The following is a 15704-nucleotide window of genomic DNA, read 5'->3' on the forward strand; positions in this document are numbered from 1 at the left end:
GCTTCCTATGGTTTTCAGCTTGTGAAGAAAAGATCAAAGGGCTGGAAAATAGAAATCGGGGGAAATTGGATGCTGGCAATCGGACTTATGTCCGGCACGTCTTTAGATGGTGTTGATGTCGCCTTGATTGAAACCAATGGCGAAAAACAAGTAAAGCCTTTGAATTTTGCTTCCTATCCTTATTCGGATACGGATAAAGCCTGCCTGCGCGAAGCCTGTCGTCGCGCTTTGACGATGGCGGCACCTTGTTTCATCCCCGAAGATGAAGTGATTTATCAGGCCGAACATATTGTAACGCTCCGTCATATTCAGGCAGTCAAAGATTTTTTGAAAAAGAATGCGTTAGGTAATCAGGCTATCAAAGTCATCGGCTTCCATGGTCAAACAATTGCTCATAGGCCGGATTTGGGCTGGACATGGCAAATCGGTGATGGCGCCGCTTTGGCACAGGCGACCAAAATCAGCGTAGTCGATGATTTCCGTTCTCATGATGTCCAAGCAGGCGGCGAGGGCGCTCCTTTGCTCCCCATCTATCATTGGGCATTATTTAGCGAAGCCTCTCACCCTTTGGCGGTGCTTAATCTTGGCGGGATTGCGAATATTACTTGGATTGGGGCGGATGAAAACGACCTCATTGCTTGCGATACAGGCCCCGCTAACGGAATGATTGATGATTGGGTCAAGGCCAAAACTGGCCTCGATTATGATGAATCCGGTCTTATTGCGAGCAAAGGCGTTGTCCATCACGATCTGGTCGATGCGATGATGAGCCAGAAATTCTTTTCGCAATTACCACCGAAATCATTGGATAGAAGCGATTTTTCAATCGAGGCGGTCGCCAATCTCTCGATCGAGGATGGTGCTGCAACGCTGACCGCTTTTACTGCTGAATCGGTTGCCCGATCGCTGTCTTTCTTTCCTGAAAGACCTTCAAAGATTATTGTGGCCGGTGGTGGTCGTCATAATGTGACGATGATGAAAATGCTGCATGACAGTTTGAAAATGCCTGTCCAGCCAATTGAAGATTTCCATTTAAATGGTGATGCGACTGAGGCCGAAGGCTTTGCCTATCTCGCGGTCAGACGGGTATTTAACAAGCCTATCAGCTTCCCTAAAACAACAGGGGTGCCGCATCCTATGACGGGTGGCCGTATCCATTATATCTGATATTTGAAGATTATTGCTGCCCCGATAATATCAACTGTCCGGCGGCTGATGCCACCGGATAGTCTCTATTCGGTTATTTATGCTTCTTCTTGTCGTTAGTCAGTTTGACCTCAACATCCTCACCGGAATGGCCGGGGAAATTGACAAACATTGCCTGAATTAAATCAGGAACCAACTGGGTCATGTTGTCGGTTGTAACCTGCGCTCTGGCACGGCCTTCAAAAACGCGCTGACCATCATTGCTGCGGTCAATCTCCATCTTAAAGAAGGTCGTATAAAGGGTGTAGCTATAGACGTCGGTGCCGCCACCCCAGCCACCGCCCCAACCGCCGTAGCCCCAGCCACCCCAGCCGCCGCCCCAGCCGCCATAGCCACCCCATCCACCCCAAGGGCCGCCCCAGCCGCCCCAAGGACCACCCCAGCCACCATAGCCATAAGAGGTGGAGGCTACTTTTTGCTGGCCGTTATCAATACCGTAATCCAGCTTGACGATCAGGGTGCTAGGCGCGCCGGGGGCTGCGGGTTGATAGCCTTGCTGCCATAATTGATGGGCGACAATATCGGCGTAATGCTCAAACTCCAATCCGCCTTTATCTTGGGGATTGGAGGCCTGAATAACAAAACTCTGTCCGGCAGGGGGCGGCATCATCTGAAAGCGGGTTACATTCGCTCTGAAAGGCGATTCACAGGCAGATAAAGATAGAAAAGCCAAAGATGCGATGGCTATTTTTAATGTTATAGGACGCATGTCCGTATCCCTCTTCCCGTTAAAACCCTGCCGGAGCCACTTTATAGAAAAGTTATATATAACAAAATATGTTATAATAAAATTTGTCTATCGAGAGTGAACCCAAGATGAATGTCTTTTAAGACCGCCGTCTTAAACCCATGCTGCGATAGGCCTTGTCTAAGGTTTTTTCGGCAATCACTGCGGCCTTTTCGGCGCCTTGTGACAAAATACGGTCAATCTCGGCGGGGTCATTTTTGAAGCTCGATAATTTGTCGCGGATAGGCGCAATCGATTCTACAACCAGATCAGCCAAGGCGGGTTTGAATTGACCAAAACCCTGACCAGCAAATTGCTGCAATATATCGCCAAGGGCTTCGCCTTTTAACGCACTGTAAATGCCCAATAAATTTTTGGCTTCAGGACGATCGGCTAAACCCTCTTCATTTTCAGGGATCGGATCGGGATCGGTTTTTGCCTTGCGGATTTTCTGGGCAATATCGTCATTGCTGTCTGTCAAATTGATCCGGCTTAAATCGGACGGATCGGATTTTGACATTTTCGAGCTGCCATTTCTTAACGACATCACGCGGGCAGCGGTTTTTTGAATGATCGGTTCCGGTAAGGTAAAAATTTTATCATCATAGTCATTGTTGAATTTTGTTGCGATATCGCGCGCCAATTCTAGATGCTGTTTCTGATCTTCGCCAACCGGAACGTGGGTTGCCTGATACAGCATGACATCAGCGGCCTGCAAAACCGGATAGGTGTAAAGGCCGACAGAGGCTCCTTCACGATTTTTACCGGATTTTTCTTTAAATTGGGTCATCCGGTTCAACCAACCGATACGGGCAACACAATTCAATAACCATGCCATTTCGGAATGGGCGGCCACATCAGATTGAGCAAAAAAGACAGCTCGTTCGGGATTAACGCCCGAAGCCAGCAAAGTTGCTGCCATATTGCGGATATTTTCGGCTAATTCATCCGGTGCTTGCGGCATGGTAATGGCATGGAGATCAGCCAGAAAAAAGACACAGCTATCGCCGTCTTTCATCTCGTTTTGCATGACAACCCAATTACGGATAGCCCCCAGATAATTACCGAGATGAAGATTTCCGGTTGGCTGGATACCGGAAACAATGCGCTTATTCTTACTCATCATATTTTTGATACCTGCTAAGATTATCGTTTATAGCGACGCTGTAAGTAAAATTTTATTTCTTTTAAAGGGAATGTGCCAATCAAAGCGGCTGTTCCGAAATATAAAACAGAACCAAACAGCAATAATAAGGAAAGAGTGGCGATCCGATAGGCGACACCGCCCGTTGCCATATGGTTAAGCCAAGGAAGGCAAGGCCATAATCCGGCGGCCATAACAAGGCTAGCAATAATGATTTTGATCGTGCGGGTAAAAAGCTGGCGATCGCAGGCGAAATGATTTCTATGCCGCAATAATCCGTAAAGCATGATGACATTTGCCCAAGCCGCGATTGCCGTTGATAAAGCCAGACCGACATGACCAAAAGGCTTAATGAATAACAAATTCAATATCAGATTAAGGAGCATCGCAATGATCGCAACACGGACAGGGGTGCGGGTGTCGGTGCGGGCATGAAATCCGGGGGTCAGAATTTTAATCAAAACATAGGCCGGTAACCCCAGCGAAAAAGCGGTCAAGGCTTGCGCCGAATGGATGCTATCGCTTGCGGAAAAGGCTCCATGTTGTAACAAGGCGGAAATCAGCGGCATCGAAGCAATGACCAGACCGAAAGCCGCAGGCACCGTTAGAAACAAAGCTAATTCAATCGCCCTATTCTGGGTGTGAATAGCCGCCTCCGTCTGATCTTCTGCCAATTGTCGTGATAAACTCGGTAAAATAGCGGTGCCAATACCGATCCCCACCAATCCGAGGGGAAGCTGATTAAGACGATCGGCATAATATAAATAGGAAACGGCGCCTTCAGGTAAAAAACGGGCAGCCAAAGCGGTTGAAATCAACAGATTAAATTGCACAGCACCCGCACCCAAGGCCGCAGGCCAAGTGATCGAAAGCATCTTTTTAACTGCAGGTGTTAATTTTGGCCAATGGGGATAAAGACGGACATTTGCCGATCGGCAAGCCCATATTAGCCAGCCTAATTGCAAAACGCCTGACAGGCTGACCGCAATCGCTTGGGTCTCGGCTGTCATCGCTGGATTATTGCTGCGAAAAAAGACCAGCCCGATAATCAACCCGACATTCAACAAAATAGGGGCGGCGGCATTCACCCAAAAACGATGAAGGGAATTTAGAATCCCGCCCAAAAGGGTCACAATCGAAATAAGCGCTAGATAGGGCATTGTTAGCCGCGTTAAAAAAACAGCCAACTGAAATTCACCGGCGCTTCCCATCGGGAAGCCACCCGTCATGATGCGCACAATAGGGGCAGCGGCAGCGATCATCCCTATTTCAAAAATAATCAGCAAGGGTAACAGAACAGATAACACGTCACTGGCAAATCGTAATCCGGCGGCAAAGCCGTTTTGCCCTTTCTTTTCAGCCTCGGAAATTGTGCGGTTAAACATCGGCACAAAGGCAGAAGCAAAAGCGCCTTCTGCAAATAAGGCTCTGAAAAGATTGGGTAATCGCCATGCGATCAAAAAGGCATCATTCGCCGACCCAGCCCCAAGATATTGCGCGCCAAGGGTATCTCGAATAAATCCGAGTATCCGGCTTATAAGGGTCAATCCCCCGATAGTCGCGGTTGCTTTGAAAAGATGAAATCGTCCGGAGGCAGGCTGAGTTTTATTTGTCATATCGTCATCTGGATAAAAGTGAAGAAAGCCGCTCAAAAGCGGCTTTCTCACATCATGGTGACCCTTATAAAATAGAATGCATGATTAAGCCTGACCGGCTGGCTCGGTATTGGACAACATATCCTGCTGTTCCGTTTGCTGCATATAAAGCGCGGCAAAGTCGATTGGTTCCAGCATCAAAGGCGGGAAGTTACCATCACGGACGGAATCGGCAAGGATGCGCCGGACGAAAGGAAACAGGATGCGCGGGGCTTCGATATAAAGGAAAGGCTGAATCTGGTCTGCCGGAACATTCTTGATAGCAAATAAACCATTATAAACCAGCTCGACATGGAAAACGACGCCTTCGTCTGCTTTGGCAGAAACATCGACTTTCAAAGCAACTTCATAGACATCCTGTGCCATGGGCTGGGTGCCGATATTGAACTGCACTTCGATATGAGGCTGGGTCTGCCACTGATACACAGCCGGAGCATTAGGATTTTCAAAAGAAAGATCTTTAATATACTGGGCAAGAATACTGACCTGCGGCAAATGGTCGGTATCCGCATTTGAAGCATTAAAATTGTTTCCTGACATAATGGCATCCTCGCTGCGTTTAAAGTGATCTTGAATGATGGCGCAAAACACCCGATCATGAAAGAGAAATGATCGACGGGCATTTTTGTTCGATAGGAACAAAGCGCCCAAGGGTAAATGAAATTATAGTCACTCGGATAAGATAAACTCTACTCTTTAATCCAGCGGCTTCTCTTTTGAATATTGCTTTCACCTATCGAGCTTTTACGCTCGGGAATCTTTAATATTGATGACAATAATCGACTTTTTCAAAGAAAACCCTTCAAATGAAGTCTTTTTTGCTTCTTTTTGCATAAATAATACCGCTTCTTTGTGTCTTTTTTCGGTTTTTTGCGTTAAAAATAGGGCTACTTTCGTAAAGAGCGGGCAGATGCTGTTTGAAAGGTGGCGTCATCTTGCCTATATATAAAAGATTAAATATTTCAGCCGGAATGAAATTCTGCTGTATTTTGCATTTGGAGGCATAGTGGTCGAGATTGTTGTTCTTGTGGTAGTGGCTGCTGGGCTTTGTGGATGGCTTTACAATGTCCTTGGGCGCCGTACCGGCCACGAACAGAGTTTTACCAAACCTACCGAGGTCTCAACTACTGTAGTTGCCCAACCTAATACGGCGTTGTTGATGCCTGCTTCCGAACAGAAAAAGCGGGAAGAAATTGTTCAACCCGAAGCATGGGATGGAATCCGGCGTATTGTCAGCCGTGATGCCCATTTTGATCTGACCGGATTTATCGAAGGCGCAAAATCAGCCTATGGCAAAATTTTAGAAGCCTTCTGGCAGAACGACCGGAGCAAACTGGCTGATATGGTCAGCAAAGACGTTTTCGAGGCTTTTCAGCAAGTGATCGAAAAACGTGAAGCTGAAGGCAGCCGCCTTGAAAACCGCCTTGTCAATATTGACAAGGCCTTGGTTCAAAAAGCCGGTATCGAAGGCGATAATGCCATTATCACTGTCAGCTATGATGCTTGGATTTCGACGATGCTTCGTAATCACGAAGGTATCATGATCGCCGGCTCATCCACTGATGCGCTGCCGACCCATGACGTCTGGACATTCAGCCGTAGTATCAAACAAGAACCGAAAACCAACTGGTTGTTGGTAGAAACCTTGGCCGCCTCCTGATTTCGGCGGCAAGGGTGTTTTTATTTGAATGAAGAGTAGCAATGAAAAAATCTTTTATTCTGTTCATTGCTGTAACGGCTTTGACAGGATGTAGCGGCTGGCCTGATGGTCAGCGGCCACCTTCTGCTGGCTTTGATCAATCACAGAATAGCTATCACACTCCAAATATGCCTTATGAGTATGGTCGCTCATCATTAAATAGCGATACATTCGATTCATCTCAAACGACGATGAATAATGAAATGCTCTATTACGAAGATAAAGCATTGCGTGCAGATAATATCAGGGATCGTGACACCAATTTTGCCAAATATCTTTTGGCTAAAAAACATCAAGAACAGCCAGATTAAAATTCTATGCTTATTGATTTAGCCAAAAATAGTACCGCTTATATGTGGCGCAGTCAGATTGTTGCCTTTTTGGGGCTTGCTATTCTGACCCTGTCCGCTTGCCAGACCTCCCGACCCACGGCCTCTCACTCTTTACCTGAAAAAGCAAAAGCCCCATCGGCTCCCCAAAAACAGGCGTCCCCGTCTAAAAAAGCCAGTGCTTTAGATATCCGGCCTCAATCTATTCCGGTTTCTCGCTTGGGATTGACAGAAGAGAACGCCAAAAAGGCCTTGGAGGCTTTCCGATCATCCTGCCCATTTCTGACATCCCATCCTGATAAAAGCGGATTGACTGCGGCTAATGATTGGCTGCCAGCTTGTCAGGCGGCTAAAAATTTAAATAGCACCTCATCGACCAGTGCGACGGCTTTTTTTGATCGCTATTTCGAGCCTGTTTCCGTTGGGGGCGGAGAGGCTTTTGTTACAGGCTATTATGAGCCGGAAATAGCCGCTTCCAGCCAAGCAAAAGACGGCTACGCTCCCATTTACAAGGTGCCTTCCGACTTAGTCGAAACCAATCTTGAAGATTTCTTTCCTGAAATGAAGGGAAAACACTTCAAAGGGCGCGTTAAAAAAGGCCATTTGGTGCCTTATTATACACGGGCGGAAATCAACAAAGGGGTCTTGGATAACCGCCATCTTGAAATTGCTTGGGCTATTGATCCGGTCGCTTTGTTCTTCCTGCAAATCCAAGGTTCCGGTCGGCTCAATCTTGAAGATGGGCGCGTTATTCGGATCGGTTATGCCAATCAGAATGGCCGCGAATATACCGCAATCGGACGTTTACTGGTGGATAAAGGCGTCATTGAAAAAGGCCATGCCACGATGGCGGGCATTGTTGAATGGCTCCATAACCATCCTGACCAAGCGCCTTCCATTATGGAAAGCAATAAAAGCTATGTTTTCTTTCGTGAATTGAAAGAAACGGGACCTTTAGGCGCGCTTTCTGTGCCTGTTACGTCCCAGATATCCCTTGCAGTCGACCCGTCTTATACGCCATTAGGGGCTCCTGTTTTTTTAATGCTTGATTCAAAGCATGGTGGTAATGCAGCATTTGCGAATGGTCTCTGGATTGCGCAAGACAAAGGTGGCGCAATAAAAGGGGCTAATCGCTTCGACAGCTATTGGGGATATGGCGACAAAGCCGAACATATCGCTGGTGGTCTTGCCAGCCATGGTTCTGCATGGCTTTTGTTACCGAAAGGAGTAGCCGCGGGTCTCGGTTCTGGAAAAAATGGCAAAGCGCAAAGGGAGACAAAAATATCCGCAGGAAGCGGAGAGGGTAACAAATCCGCCTAATCGGCAAGGGAAGGCGACTTCTTTTGCTGGAAGAAAATCTGCACCCAAATATCTCTCTTCCGAAGAGCTGGCTTTATGGCAAAAAGTCGCTGTCACCGTTACGCCATTAGAGCCGGAACGCTATCAATCCTTGGCTGACTTGCTCAATAAAAATATTACACCTACCGCCAAAGCGCCACCGCTTTCAAAACTACGAAAAGAAATAGAAAACCGCCATAGAAAGATTCCTCCTCCACCGATCAGCCCTTCTCCGAAAAAATCTTCGGACACACTTGATGGCTCATGGGATCGCAAATTAAGTAAAGGCAGCGTCGAACCCGAACGGAGTATCGACTTGCACGGCTATACTATGACCAGTGCCTATCGCGTTTTGGAATCAGCGCTTTCACAAGCCATCCGGCAAGGTATCCGCGTTTTACTGATTATTACAGGTCGTCCGCCAAGGCGTAATGAACATGGTATTATTACGCGTGGTCTTATTCGTGGCGCTATCGGTGATTGGCTTAATTTTTCACCCTATTCCAGCCATATCGCCGCTGTCAGAAATGCCCATCCTCGCCATGGTGGGGCAGGGGCGCTCTATGTAATCCTTCGTCGTCGTCGCGACGAAACAAAATATTAATTCCAAAATAAATAAAACTGATTATCAGAGATATTCTTTAATATCTGTCAAACAAGGGACATAGATGGCTTTTGATCGCCTAATACTCACCAATCCTTAATAATGGGAAAATACGGAAAGCTCCCATTGGGTTTTCATGGACAACTTTCTTTTTTGGTCTATGGCCAGCTATTTTTAGAGGCAGTTGGAAATACGCCCTTTTAATGTTTTTAACTATTTTCCCAACCCTAGGTCTTTCTACCCTTATATGGCCATTTATCTTTAATCGTCTTTATCTCAACAGTTTACTAGAAGACGGCTTCCGACTAAAAATTGCGGAACGAGGCAGTTCTGTTGAAAGAATATCGGCTTACAGCCGGATGAATATCGCCCTTATAGCGGATAGCGAATAAAAACATTCGCCGTAATCCGGAATTATATAGAATAATTCCGGATTAACAGGCTGTTTTATCCCAAGAAAGATTTGATAATATCTTCATCAATCCGGCTTAACTGCCGGATATCCTCGACCGAGGCTTTTTCATCGACTTTATGCATCGTGGCATTGACCAGACCGAATTCGACCACCGGACATAATTTGGTCAGGAAACGCGCATCTGACGTGCCACCACTGGTTGAAAGGCTGGGCGTAATACCGGTATTTTTGGCAATAGCCGCCGATATTGTATCTGTCAGAACCCCTTCTTCCGTGACAAAGGCTTCCCCAGAAATAGCCGCTTTCACTCTGGCTTTGGGGTCAATCGCTGCTACCCGCTTTTTCAGGCTATCCACTAATTCAGCGCCCTTATGCAGGGCATTAAAACGAATATTAAGCTGCGCTTTGGCTAAAGCCGGAATAACATTGGTAGCCTTGTTATCACATTCAATCGAAGTCACTTCGAGATTAGAGGGCTGGAACCACTGATCGCCTTTATCTAAGACCCAGCTTTCGAGATCGGAAATAATTCTGGCCAAAACCGGAATAGGATTGCGGGCGCGGTCAGGATAAGCCACATGGCCTTGGATGCCTTCTACTTCAATCCACATATTAACCGAGCCACGCCGTCCGTTTTTAACAGTATCGCCCAAACGCTCGACCGATGTCGGTTCACCGACAAGACAGTAATCTGGCTTGATAGACTGTTCATTTAACCATTCGATGATGGCAGGCGTTCCAAAGGTCGCAGGGCCTTCTTCATCCCCTGTAATCAGCAAAGAGAGAGTGCCTTTATGTTCAGTATAGCGAGAGGCTGCCGCGATGAAGGCCGCTACTGAACTTTTCATATCAACCGCACCACGCCCGACAAGATAGCCGTCTTTAATCGTTGGGGTGAACGGATCTGAACTCCAACCCTGACCTGCTGGCACGACATCGCTATGACCGGCATAGGCAAGATGGGGATGGCCTTCGCCCCGAATAGCAATAAGGTTTGTTACAGGTCCATCGGGTGCCTGTCCCTTGGTCAACAGATGAACAGTAAAACCAGCCGATTTTAAAGCATCTGCCATAATATTCATGGCACCATCATCAGATGGCGTTACCGATTTACAGGCAATCAGTCGGGCGGCAAGGTCAACAGGATCAGGCGCTATGGTCATTTAATCATCCGAAAAATAAAAACAGATATACTATAGTATGAAACTGCATATCAATAACAATAATGAGATGAGATATTAAATAATTTTATTTGAGAAATTGAATATTTAATTGTGTTTTATTTTGAAATTAAATTTTTAATACCTGTTTTTTGCTTACAAAAAGATATTTTTCTTTTTTTTGCATTTTAAGCCTCTTTAATTTTAATCAGTGTAATTGACAATCAATATCAATAAAGCATAACCGGAGAACATTCCAAAAATCAAATTGAGAGAAAGAGGGCTTAAAGGATGATGGGGGGATCGAACAGGATAAAAACGGTGGTGCCGGTTTTGGCCTTGGCAGGCTGTTTCCTAGCACCGGCGGATGCACAAAATCTTTCTTCCGCCGAGGTCAATAATAGCGCGCAAGAGGAAGTCAAAACGGCACCGTCGAAAAAAAAGGATAAATCCGACGTTATCGTTGTTACGGCTACCGGATTGTCACAGGCCTCTTCGACGACCAAAACCCATACGCCGATTATTGAATCGCCCCAATCCATTTCTATTGTCAGCCGCGACGAAATAGAATTGCGTGCTTCTCCAACAATCGCCGATGCTTTGGCTTATACTGCTGGCGTTCAGGCTGAACCTTCCGGCATTGATAGCCGAGTTGATGAAGTATCCGTGCGTGGTTTCGGCGCAGGTGGCTTTTCTTCCAATAACAATTTTGTTGATGGCTTGCGTTTGCCTTCAGGGGGGCAATGGACAAGAACTTCTTTTGATCCTTTTTCTCTCCAACAAATCGAAGTTTTAAAAGGACCTTCCGGCGCACTTTATGGTCAGACGGCTCCGGGCGGTGTTGTCAATCTTGCCACGAAAAGGCCAACAAAGAAAAGTCAGGGTGAATTTTTCCTTCAAGGCGCTGGCTATACCCATCTTGGGAATTGGCAAGGACAGGCTTCTGGCGATGTTTCCGGAAAATTGAATAAAGACGGCACGTTGTCTGGCCGGATCGTTGGTTTAGCCCGTTACGGGGATACCCAAGTCAACCATGTTCAAACAGGGCGCTATTATGTTTCGCCCAGCCTGACATGGGAAATTTCTCCCGATACAAAATGGACGGTTCTTGCCCAATATCAACGCGACCAAGGCGGTTCGACATTCCAGTTTTTACCTGCAACAGGTACGCTTTATGCTTCAAAAGGCCGCCATATTGCTAATGATGCGAATATTGGTGAACCCAAATGGGATAACTTCAATCGTAATCAGGTGATGGCGGGTTCCTTCTTTGAACATCACTTCAATCATTTCCTGACTCTTCGCAACAATACCCGATATACCTATCTGAATACCCTTTATCGGGCGACGGTGCTTTCGGGCGATACTTTACAAAGTTGCAGCGCTGCAATCGCCGGCTGTGTCGCTGGAGAAACTGTCAATCGTCGCGCTGTCGAAGGGCGAGGGCGGTCACAAGGTGTCGCAACAGATACTCAATTAGAAGGTCATGTTGATACCGGTGCCGTCCGGCATGTCATGCTTTTTGGTACTGATTATTTCTATACCGATTGGACGCATGATCGCGATTTGGTCAAATCCTCTCTTGTCCTACCGATGCTTAATATCTTTGATCCGGTTTCCCGTGGCTCAGCAGGCTATGGCGCGGCTCTATCTCCACAGGTTTATACTTCAACCATCAGCCAACAAAACGGCATTTATTTCCAAGACCAGATCAAATTCAAACGTCTGCGCGTGACAGTCGGCGGACGACAGGATTGGGCAAAAGACGATACGTTAAACCGCCTGACGGGCAAACGTTATCTTACCCATTCAAACGCCTTCACTTGGCGTGCAGGGGCTGTTTATCTCTTCGATAATGGTCTTGCGCCTTATTTCAGCTATGCCAAATCTTTCCAGCCACAGGTCTCCGATCCATCGACTTCTTTAGATGGGACGCCTTTCAAGCCAACAACGGGTGACCAATATGAAGCCGGTATCCGTTACCAATATGGGAAAAGTATTTATATCACCTTTGGGGCGTATCAGATTACCCAACGGAATATGACTACGCCAGATCCCAATGGCGCCTTATGCGGCACCTCGACCTGTCTGGTGCAAACCGGAGAAGGGCGCGTGCGTGGTCTTGAATTAGAAGGGCGCGCGACTCTGCCTTGGAATATGGCGATTATCTTCACCGGAACGCGAAGTGATGCCAAGGTAACGCAATCCAATACCGCCTCTCAAATCGGCAATTATTTACCACAGGCACCGAAATGGATGGCCTCGCTCTTTATTGATCAACGTATCCGGCATGGTTTCTTTACCGGTTTAGGTATCGGGGGTGGTGTCCGCTATACTGGACACAGCTATGGCGATACCAATAATACGCTTTCAATTCCGGGATATACCCTGTTTGATTCCTTCTTGCGTTACGATTTCGCCAATCGCTTCCCACGCTACAAGGGTTTATCTCTTTCTATAAATATGCGTAACATTGCCAATAAACGCTATGTCGCGACCTGTACGGCGGCATCTGCCTGTTATTATGGTCAAGGGCGTAGCTTGACCTTGCGGCTCGGTTACAGTTGGGGAGGCACGGCCTGATGTTTCTTTTTTTTGCGATTATTTTGTCTGCTTCGGGGGCAGTGATGTTTTATCTGCTTTCCCGCAATCAACAGCTTTTACCCAAAGCCTTGGATAAACAGCCTTTTATGCTGGTGGCCTGTTCGCTGGAATTTATGGCCTTTCTAATGCTTTGGGAGGAAAAAAGCCTGACATCAGCCTTACTGACATTGGTTTTATTATTGATGATCGAATGGTCTTTCTTGCCCTTGCTGATCGCGCTTTTCCCCAAAAATAGGTGCAAACCATGAAGCAAGGCGCAGAACGACAAGATAAAGACTGGCTCTTCAAATTTCTGGCTACTTTTTTCTTGGGTATACCGCTTCTACTGGGTGTTATGGGGCTCGTCGGCTTGTGGTGTCATAACGACGGAAATCCAAGGGCAATTTCTTCACAATTGATGATGTGGGTGCTCTCGCCGCTTTGGATAACACTTCTCGGATTATCCGGATTCTTCCGTTCATCCCGTCAGGCATGGGGCATTTTAGGCGGGTTAAGCCTCTTTGTATGGGCAGTATTTTTTCTTTTGCGGGGGTTCTGTTTATGAAAATCCCGAATATGATTCTACGCAGCTATCGAGAATTACATAGCTGGGTCGGTATTGTTGCCGGTCTATTTTTATTTGTGGCCTTCTATGCGGGTGCCATCACCATGTTTGAACAGCCCATACAAGATTGGGCATCTCAAACGGTCTCTTTACCCCCTCCGGTTTCGTTACATGCGACCCCTGAATTGTTAGAAAAAACTTTTGCCGCTCATCCCGAAGCTCGGAAAAGTTATACCGTTTATTTAGCGCCGAATGTGGCTCATCCTGAACGTCTCTCTTGGTTTGCACCGCTTTCTCATGGTCATGTCGGCCAAGCGACCCTAGCGGCTTTAGATGAAAAAGGCGCGCTCGTTACCGCCAAACCGCAAATCTCGGCGAATGCCCATTTTATCAATCTGCTGCATCAACAGGTTGGCTTACCCTTCCCGCATGAAACCTCTTTACTGGTGACGGGGATTGTCGGGCTTTTATATGGTGTGGCGTTATTATCGGGGATTATTATTTTCCTGCCAAAAATGGCTGAAAATCTTTTTGCTGTGCGGTTGACGACCAGTCTTAGACGAAAATGGCTCGACCTCCATAATCTTCTAGGAATCTTTTCTTTACCCTTCCATCTGGTGATGGCGTTAACGGCGGTTGTTTTTGCTTTTCATGATCCTGTCTTTGATGTTCAACATGCTTTATTCGCAAAAAGTAATCCGCCTTTGACGCTCTCTGAAAAAATACGCCCTTCTACAGAACAGGGTAGGCTCTCGCAAAAAGCCGATCAGGCAAAAATAAAACCATCCTCTTCTTTGCCTTTGGAACCCGAAAAAATTGTCAATTCACTAGAATTACAGGCTGCCGGATTTGTGCCGGAAATGTTGAATTATTCTCAAAACAAGGAAGGTCAGCTTGTCTTACGGGTGGCAGGTCATGACTCACGCTATGGAATGCGGGGGGCTTCACGTGGCTTTGCCGAAATTGATCCTTATAGCGGCAAGATTTTGTCCTCCGATTACCTTCCCGGACATCAATCAACGGGCTTTGCCATTTTGACTACTTTTTTTGCCTTACATTTCGGTAATTTTGGCGGAAATTTTGTCCGCTGGGGCTATGTTTTGTTAGGCTTAGGCGGTGCTTTTCTTTTCTATACCGGCAATCAACTCTGGATCAACGCCCGCAAAAGGCGGGAGATAAAAAGCGGAGAGACCTCTTCGGCTACGCAATTTTTGGATTGTTTGACAGCAGGTTGCGTCAATGGTTGTATATCAGGCATTTCAGCTATTTTCTGCGCTGCCTTTTGGTTGCCCCATGGTGGTGATTATAAAGACATCGCCTCCGTTTATTATGGGGTCTTTGTCCTTTTCGTTATTTTGGCTTTTTGTCTAAAAACGCGATATCGGAATTCTATTCTGCTTTCGCTTTCTGGGCTTATCACGCTTCTCATTCCTGTTATGGCCAGCCCTTATGGCCACAAAGCTCTTCTTTTACGCCCTAATGTGACGATCAATCTTATCGCCATTTTTCTTGGGATTTTTCTTTTCTGGGCAGCAGGGAGAGAGAAAAAACTTTCAGGCAAAGTATAAAAAAAGGCTTCAGTCTATCGAAGGATAGGCTGAAGCCAATATCACTATAAAAACGATAAAGTGGGCTTAGATGATCGCATCATAAACAGCAGCGCGTAATTCCGCTATGCCCGTGCCTTTTTCGCTTGAGGTCGCAATAATTTCAGGAAAAGCTGCCGGATGTTTCCGCATTTCTTCGGTGATAGCTTTAACCGTTTTTTCCAGTTCGGCGGCTTTGATTTTGTCCGATTTTGTTAGGACAACTCGATAAGAAATAGCCGCATCATCCAGCATTTTCATCAAGTCACGATCAACATCTTTGATGCCGTGACGGCTATCTATCAAAATCAAACTCCGTCTAAGAACAGCCCGACCCCGCAAATAATCGTTGATCAGCCATTTCCAGCGTTTAACAACATCCTTCGGTGCTTTGGCAAAACCATAACCGGGCATATCAACAAGCCGCATTTGCAAAGGCTCACCGACATCAAAGAAGTTTAATTCTTGGGTTCTGCCCGGTGTCGTCGAGGCGCGTGCCAGACTATTCCGATTGGTCAAAGCATTGATAAGGGAAGACTTACCAACATTTGAACGGCCAGCAAAAGCCACTTCCGGTGCGGTCGGTGCTGGCAAAAATTCAAGTGCTGGAGCCGATTTTAAAAAATTCACGGCTCCGGCAAAAAGTTTCCTGCCCGCTTCCAGCCTAATATCGTTTTCTGGACTCATTTTGGA

Annotated in this window: 16 protein-coding genes; 10 read left to right on the forward strand and 6 right to left on the reverse strand. The window is 46.7% G+C overall.

Annotated elements, in window-relative coordinates:
- Window positions 1-69: 69 nt before the first annotated feature.
- Window positions 70-1167, forward strand: coding sequence for an anhydro-N-acetylmuramic acid kinase (locus ZMOB_RS07785; RefSeq protein ID WP_011241392.1), 1098 nt, complete (start codon window positions 70-72; stop codon window positions 1165-1167).
- A gap of 73 nt (window positions 1168-1240) precedes the next feature.
- Here ZMOB_RS07785 and ZMOB_RS07790 read toward each other — a convergent pair whose 3' ends face one another.
- The 4 genes from ZMOB_RS07790 to secB all read right to left on the reverse strand — a co-directional run bounded on the left by ZMOB_RS07790 (window position 1241) and on the right by secB (window position 5272).
- A complete protein-coding gene (locus ZMOB_RS07790) occupies window positions 1241-1915 on the reverse strand; it encodes a DUF4136 domain-containing protein (protein ID WP_014501096.1) in 675 nt (224 codons plus the stop codon).
- 118 nt (window positions 1916-2033) lie between these two features.
- Window positions 2034-3059, reverse strand: a complete 1026-nt coding sequence (gene trpS, locus ZMOB_RS07795) for a tryptophan--tRNA ligase (RefSeq protein WP_014501097.1) — start codon at window positions 3057-3059, stop codon at window positions 2034-2036.
- Window positions 3060-3079: 20 nt separating this feature from the next.
- Window positions 3080-4693, reverse strand: coding sequence for a murein biosynthesis integral membrane protein MurJ (gene murJ / locus ZMOB_RS07800; RefSeq protein WP_011241389.1), 1614 nt, complete (start codon window positions 4691-4693; stop codon window positions 3080-3082).
- Between the two features lie 84 nt (window positions 4694-4777).
- Window positions 4778-5272: a protein-export chaperone SecB gene (secB, locus tag ZMOB_RS07805; protein WP_011241388.1), complete on the reverse strand. Its 495-nt coding sequence runs from the start codon at window positions 5270-5272 to the stop codon at window positions 4778-4780.
- A 466-nt stretch (window positions 5273-5738) separates the two neighbouring features.
- Here secB and ZMOB_RS07810 point away from each other — a divergent pair, with 466 nt between their 5' ends.
- The 5 genes from ZMOB_RS07810 to ZMOB_RS10415 all read left to right on the forward strand — a co-directional run bounded on the left by ZMOB_RS07810 (window position 5739) and on the right by ZMOB_RS10415 (window position 9094).
- On the forward strand, window positions 5739-6392 hold the full coding sequence (locus tag ZMOB_RS07810; RefSeq protein ID WP_014501098.1) for a Tim44/TimA family putative adaptor protein: 654 nt from the start codon (window positions 5739-5741) through the stop codon (window positions 6390-6392).
- 41 nt (window positions 6393-6433) lie between these two features.
- Window positions 6434-6742: a lipoprotein gene (locus ZMOB_RS07815; protein WP_011241386.1), complete on the forward strand. Its 309-nt coding sequence runs from the start codon at window positions 6434-6436 to the stop codon at window positions 6740-6742.
- Window positions 6743-6748: 6 nt separating this feature from the next.
- Entirely contained in the window at window positions 6749-8080 is a 1332-nt protein-coding gene (gene mltA / locus ZMOB_RS07820) for a murein transglycosylase A (RefSeq protein ID WP_014501099.1), read from the forward strand.
- A complete protein-coding gene (locus tag ZMOB_RS07825) occupies window positions 8016-8702 on the forward strand; it encodes a Smr/MutS family protein (protein ID WP_011241384.1) in 687 nt (228 codons plus the stop codon). Before mltA ends, ZMOB_RS07825 begins: the two co-directional genes overlap by 65 nt.
- A gap of 203 nt (window positions 8703-8905) precedes the next feature.
- A complete protein-coding gene (locus ZMOB_RS10415; RefSeq protein WP_237331416.1) occupies window positions 8906-9094 on the forward strand; it encodes a hypothetical protein in 189 nt (62 codons plus the stop codon).
- Between the two features lie 55 nt (window positions 9095-9149).
- Here ZMOB_RS10415 and dapE read toward each other — a convergent pair whose 3' ends face one another.
- A complete protein-coding gene (dapE, locus tag ZMOB_RS07835; RefSeq protein WP_014501100.1) occupies window positions 9150-10280 on the reverse strand; it encodes a succinyl-diaminopimelate desuccinylase in 1131 nt (376 codons plus the stop codon).
- Window positions 10281-10568: 288 nt separating this feature from the next.
- Between dapE and ZMOB_RS07840 the strand changes: the two genes are divergently transcribed.
- From ZMOB_RS07840 to ZMOB_RS07855, 4 genes are read left to right on the forward strand one after another with little or no spacing between them, the layout of a single operon-like run.
- Window positions 10569-12860: a TonB-dependent siderophore receptor gene (locus ZMOB_RS07840; protein WP_014501101.1), complete on the forward strand. Its 2292-nt coding sequence runs from the start codon at window positions 10569-10571 to the stop codon at window positions 12858-12860.
- Entirely contained in the window at window positions 12860-13129 is a 270-nt protein-coding gene (locus ZMOB_RS07845) for a hypothetical protein (protein WP_011241380.1), read from the forward strand. Before ZMOB_RS07840 ends, ZMOB_RS07845 begins: the two co-directional genes overlap by 1 nt.
- Window positions 13126-13425 (forward strand): hypothetical protein, encoded by a 300-nt coding sequence (locus ZMOB_RS07850; RefSeq protein ID WP_014501102.1) that lies wholly within the window; start codon window positions 13126-13128, stop codon window positions 13423-13425. Before ZMOB_RS07845 ends, ZMOB_RS07850 begins: the two co-directional genes overlap by 4 nt.
- Entirely contained in the window at window positions 13422-14993 is a 1572-nt protein-coding gene (locus ZMOB_RS07855) for a PepSY-associated TM helix domain-containing protein (RefSeq protein WP_014501103.1), read from the forward strand. The genes ZMOB_RS07850 and ZMOB_RS07855 overlap by 4 nt, the downstream gene beginning before the upstream one ends.
- Before the next feature lie 66 nt (window positions 14994-15059).
- Here ZMOB_RS07855 and yihA read toward each other — a convergent pair whose 3' ends face one another.
- Entirely contained in the window at window positions 15060-15698 is a 639-nt protein-coding gene (gene yihA / locus ZMOB_RS07860; RefSeq protein WP_014501104.1) for a ribosome biogenesis GTP-binding protein YihA/YsxC, read from the reverse strand.
- Window positions 15699-15704: the final 6 nt, after the last annotated feature.

The organism is Zymomonas mobilis subsp. mobilis ATCC 10988, assembly GCF_000175255.2.
GTDB classification, from domain to species: Bacteria; Pseudomonadota; Alphaproteobacteria; order Sphingomonadales; family Sphingomonadaceae; genus Zymomonas; species Zymomonas mobilis.

Coding starts and splice junctions, on each gene's coding strand:
- ZMOB_RS07785 (WP_011241392.1), top strand. CDS start 70: ATGCTGGCAATCGGACTTATGTCCGGCACGTCTTTAGATGGTGTTGAT.
- ZMOB_RS07790 (WP_014501096.1), bottom strand. CDS start 1,915: ATGCGTCCTATAACATTAAAAATAGCCATCGCATCTTTGGCTTTTCTA.
- trpS (WP_014501097.1), bottom strand. CDS start 3,059: ATGATGAGTAAGAATAAGCGCATTGTTTCCGGTATCCAGCCAACCGGA.
- murJ (WP_011241389.1), bottom strand. CDS start 4,693: ATGACAAATAAAACTCAGCCTGCCTCCGGACGATTTCATCTTTTCAAA.
- secB (WP_011241388.1), bottom strand. CDS start 5,272: ATGTCAGGAAACAATTTTAATGCTTCAAATGCGGATACCGACCATTTG.
- ZMOB_RS07815 (WP_011241386.1), top strand. CDS start 6,434: ATGAAAAAATCTTTTATTCTGTTCATTGCTGTAACGGCTTTGACAGGA.
- mltA (WP_014501099.1), top strand. CDS start 6,749: ATGCTTATTGATTTAGCCAAAAATAGTACCGCTTATATGTGGCGCAGT.
- ZMOB_RS07825 (WP_011241384.1), top strand. CDS start 8,016: ATGGCAAAGCGCAAAGGGAGACAAAAATATCCGCAGGAAGCGGAGAGG.
- ZMOB_RS10415 (WP_237331416.1), top strand. CDS start 8,906: ATGTTTTTAACTATTTTCCCAACCCTAGGTCTTTCTACCCTTATATGG.
- dapE (WP_014501100.1), bottom strand. CDS start 10,280: ATGACCATAGCGCCTGATCCTGTTGACCTTGCCGCCCGACTGATTGCC.
- ZMOB_RS07840 (WP_014501101.1), top strand. CDS start 10,569: ATGATGGGGGGATCGAACAGGATAAAAACGGTGGTGCCGGTTTTGGCC.
- ZMOB_RS07845 (WP_011241380.1), top strand. CDS start 12,860: ATGTTTCTTTTTTTTGCGATTATTTTGTCTGCTTCGGGGGCAGTGATG.
- ZMOB_RS07850 (WP_014501102.1), top strand. CDS start 13,126: ATGAAGCAAGGCGCAGAACGACAAGATAAAGACTGGCTCTTCAAATTT.
- ZMOB_RS07855 (WP_014501103.1), top strand. CDS start 13,422: ATGAAAATCCCGAATATGATTCTACGCAGCTATCGAGAATTACATAGC.
- yihA (WP_014501104.1), bottom strand. CDS start 15,698: ATGAGTCCAGAAAACGATATTAGGCTGGAAGCGGGCAGGAAACTTTTT.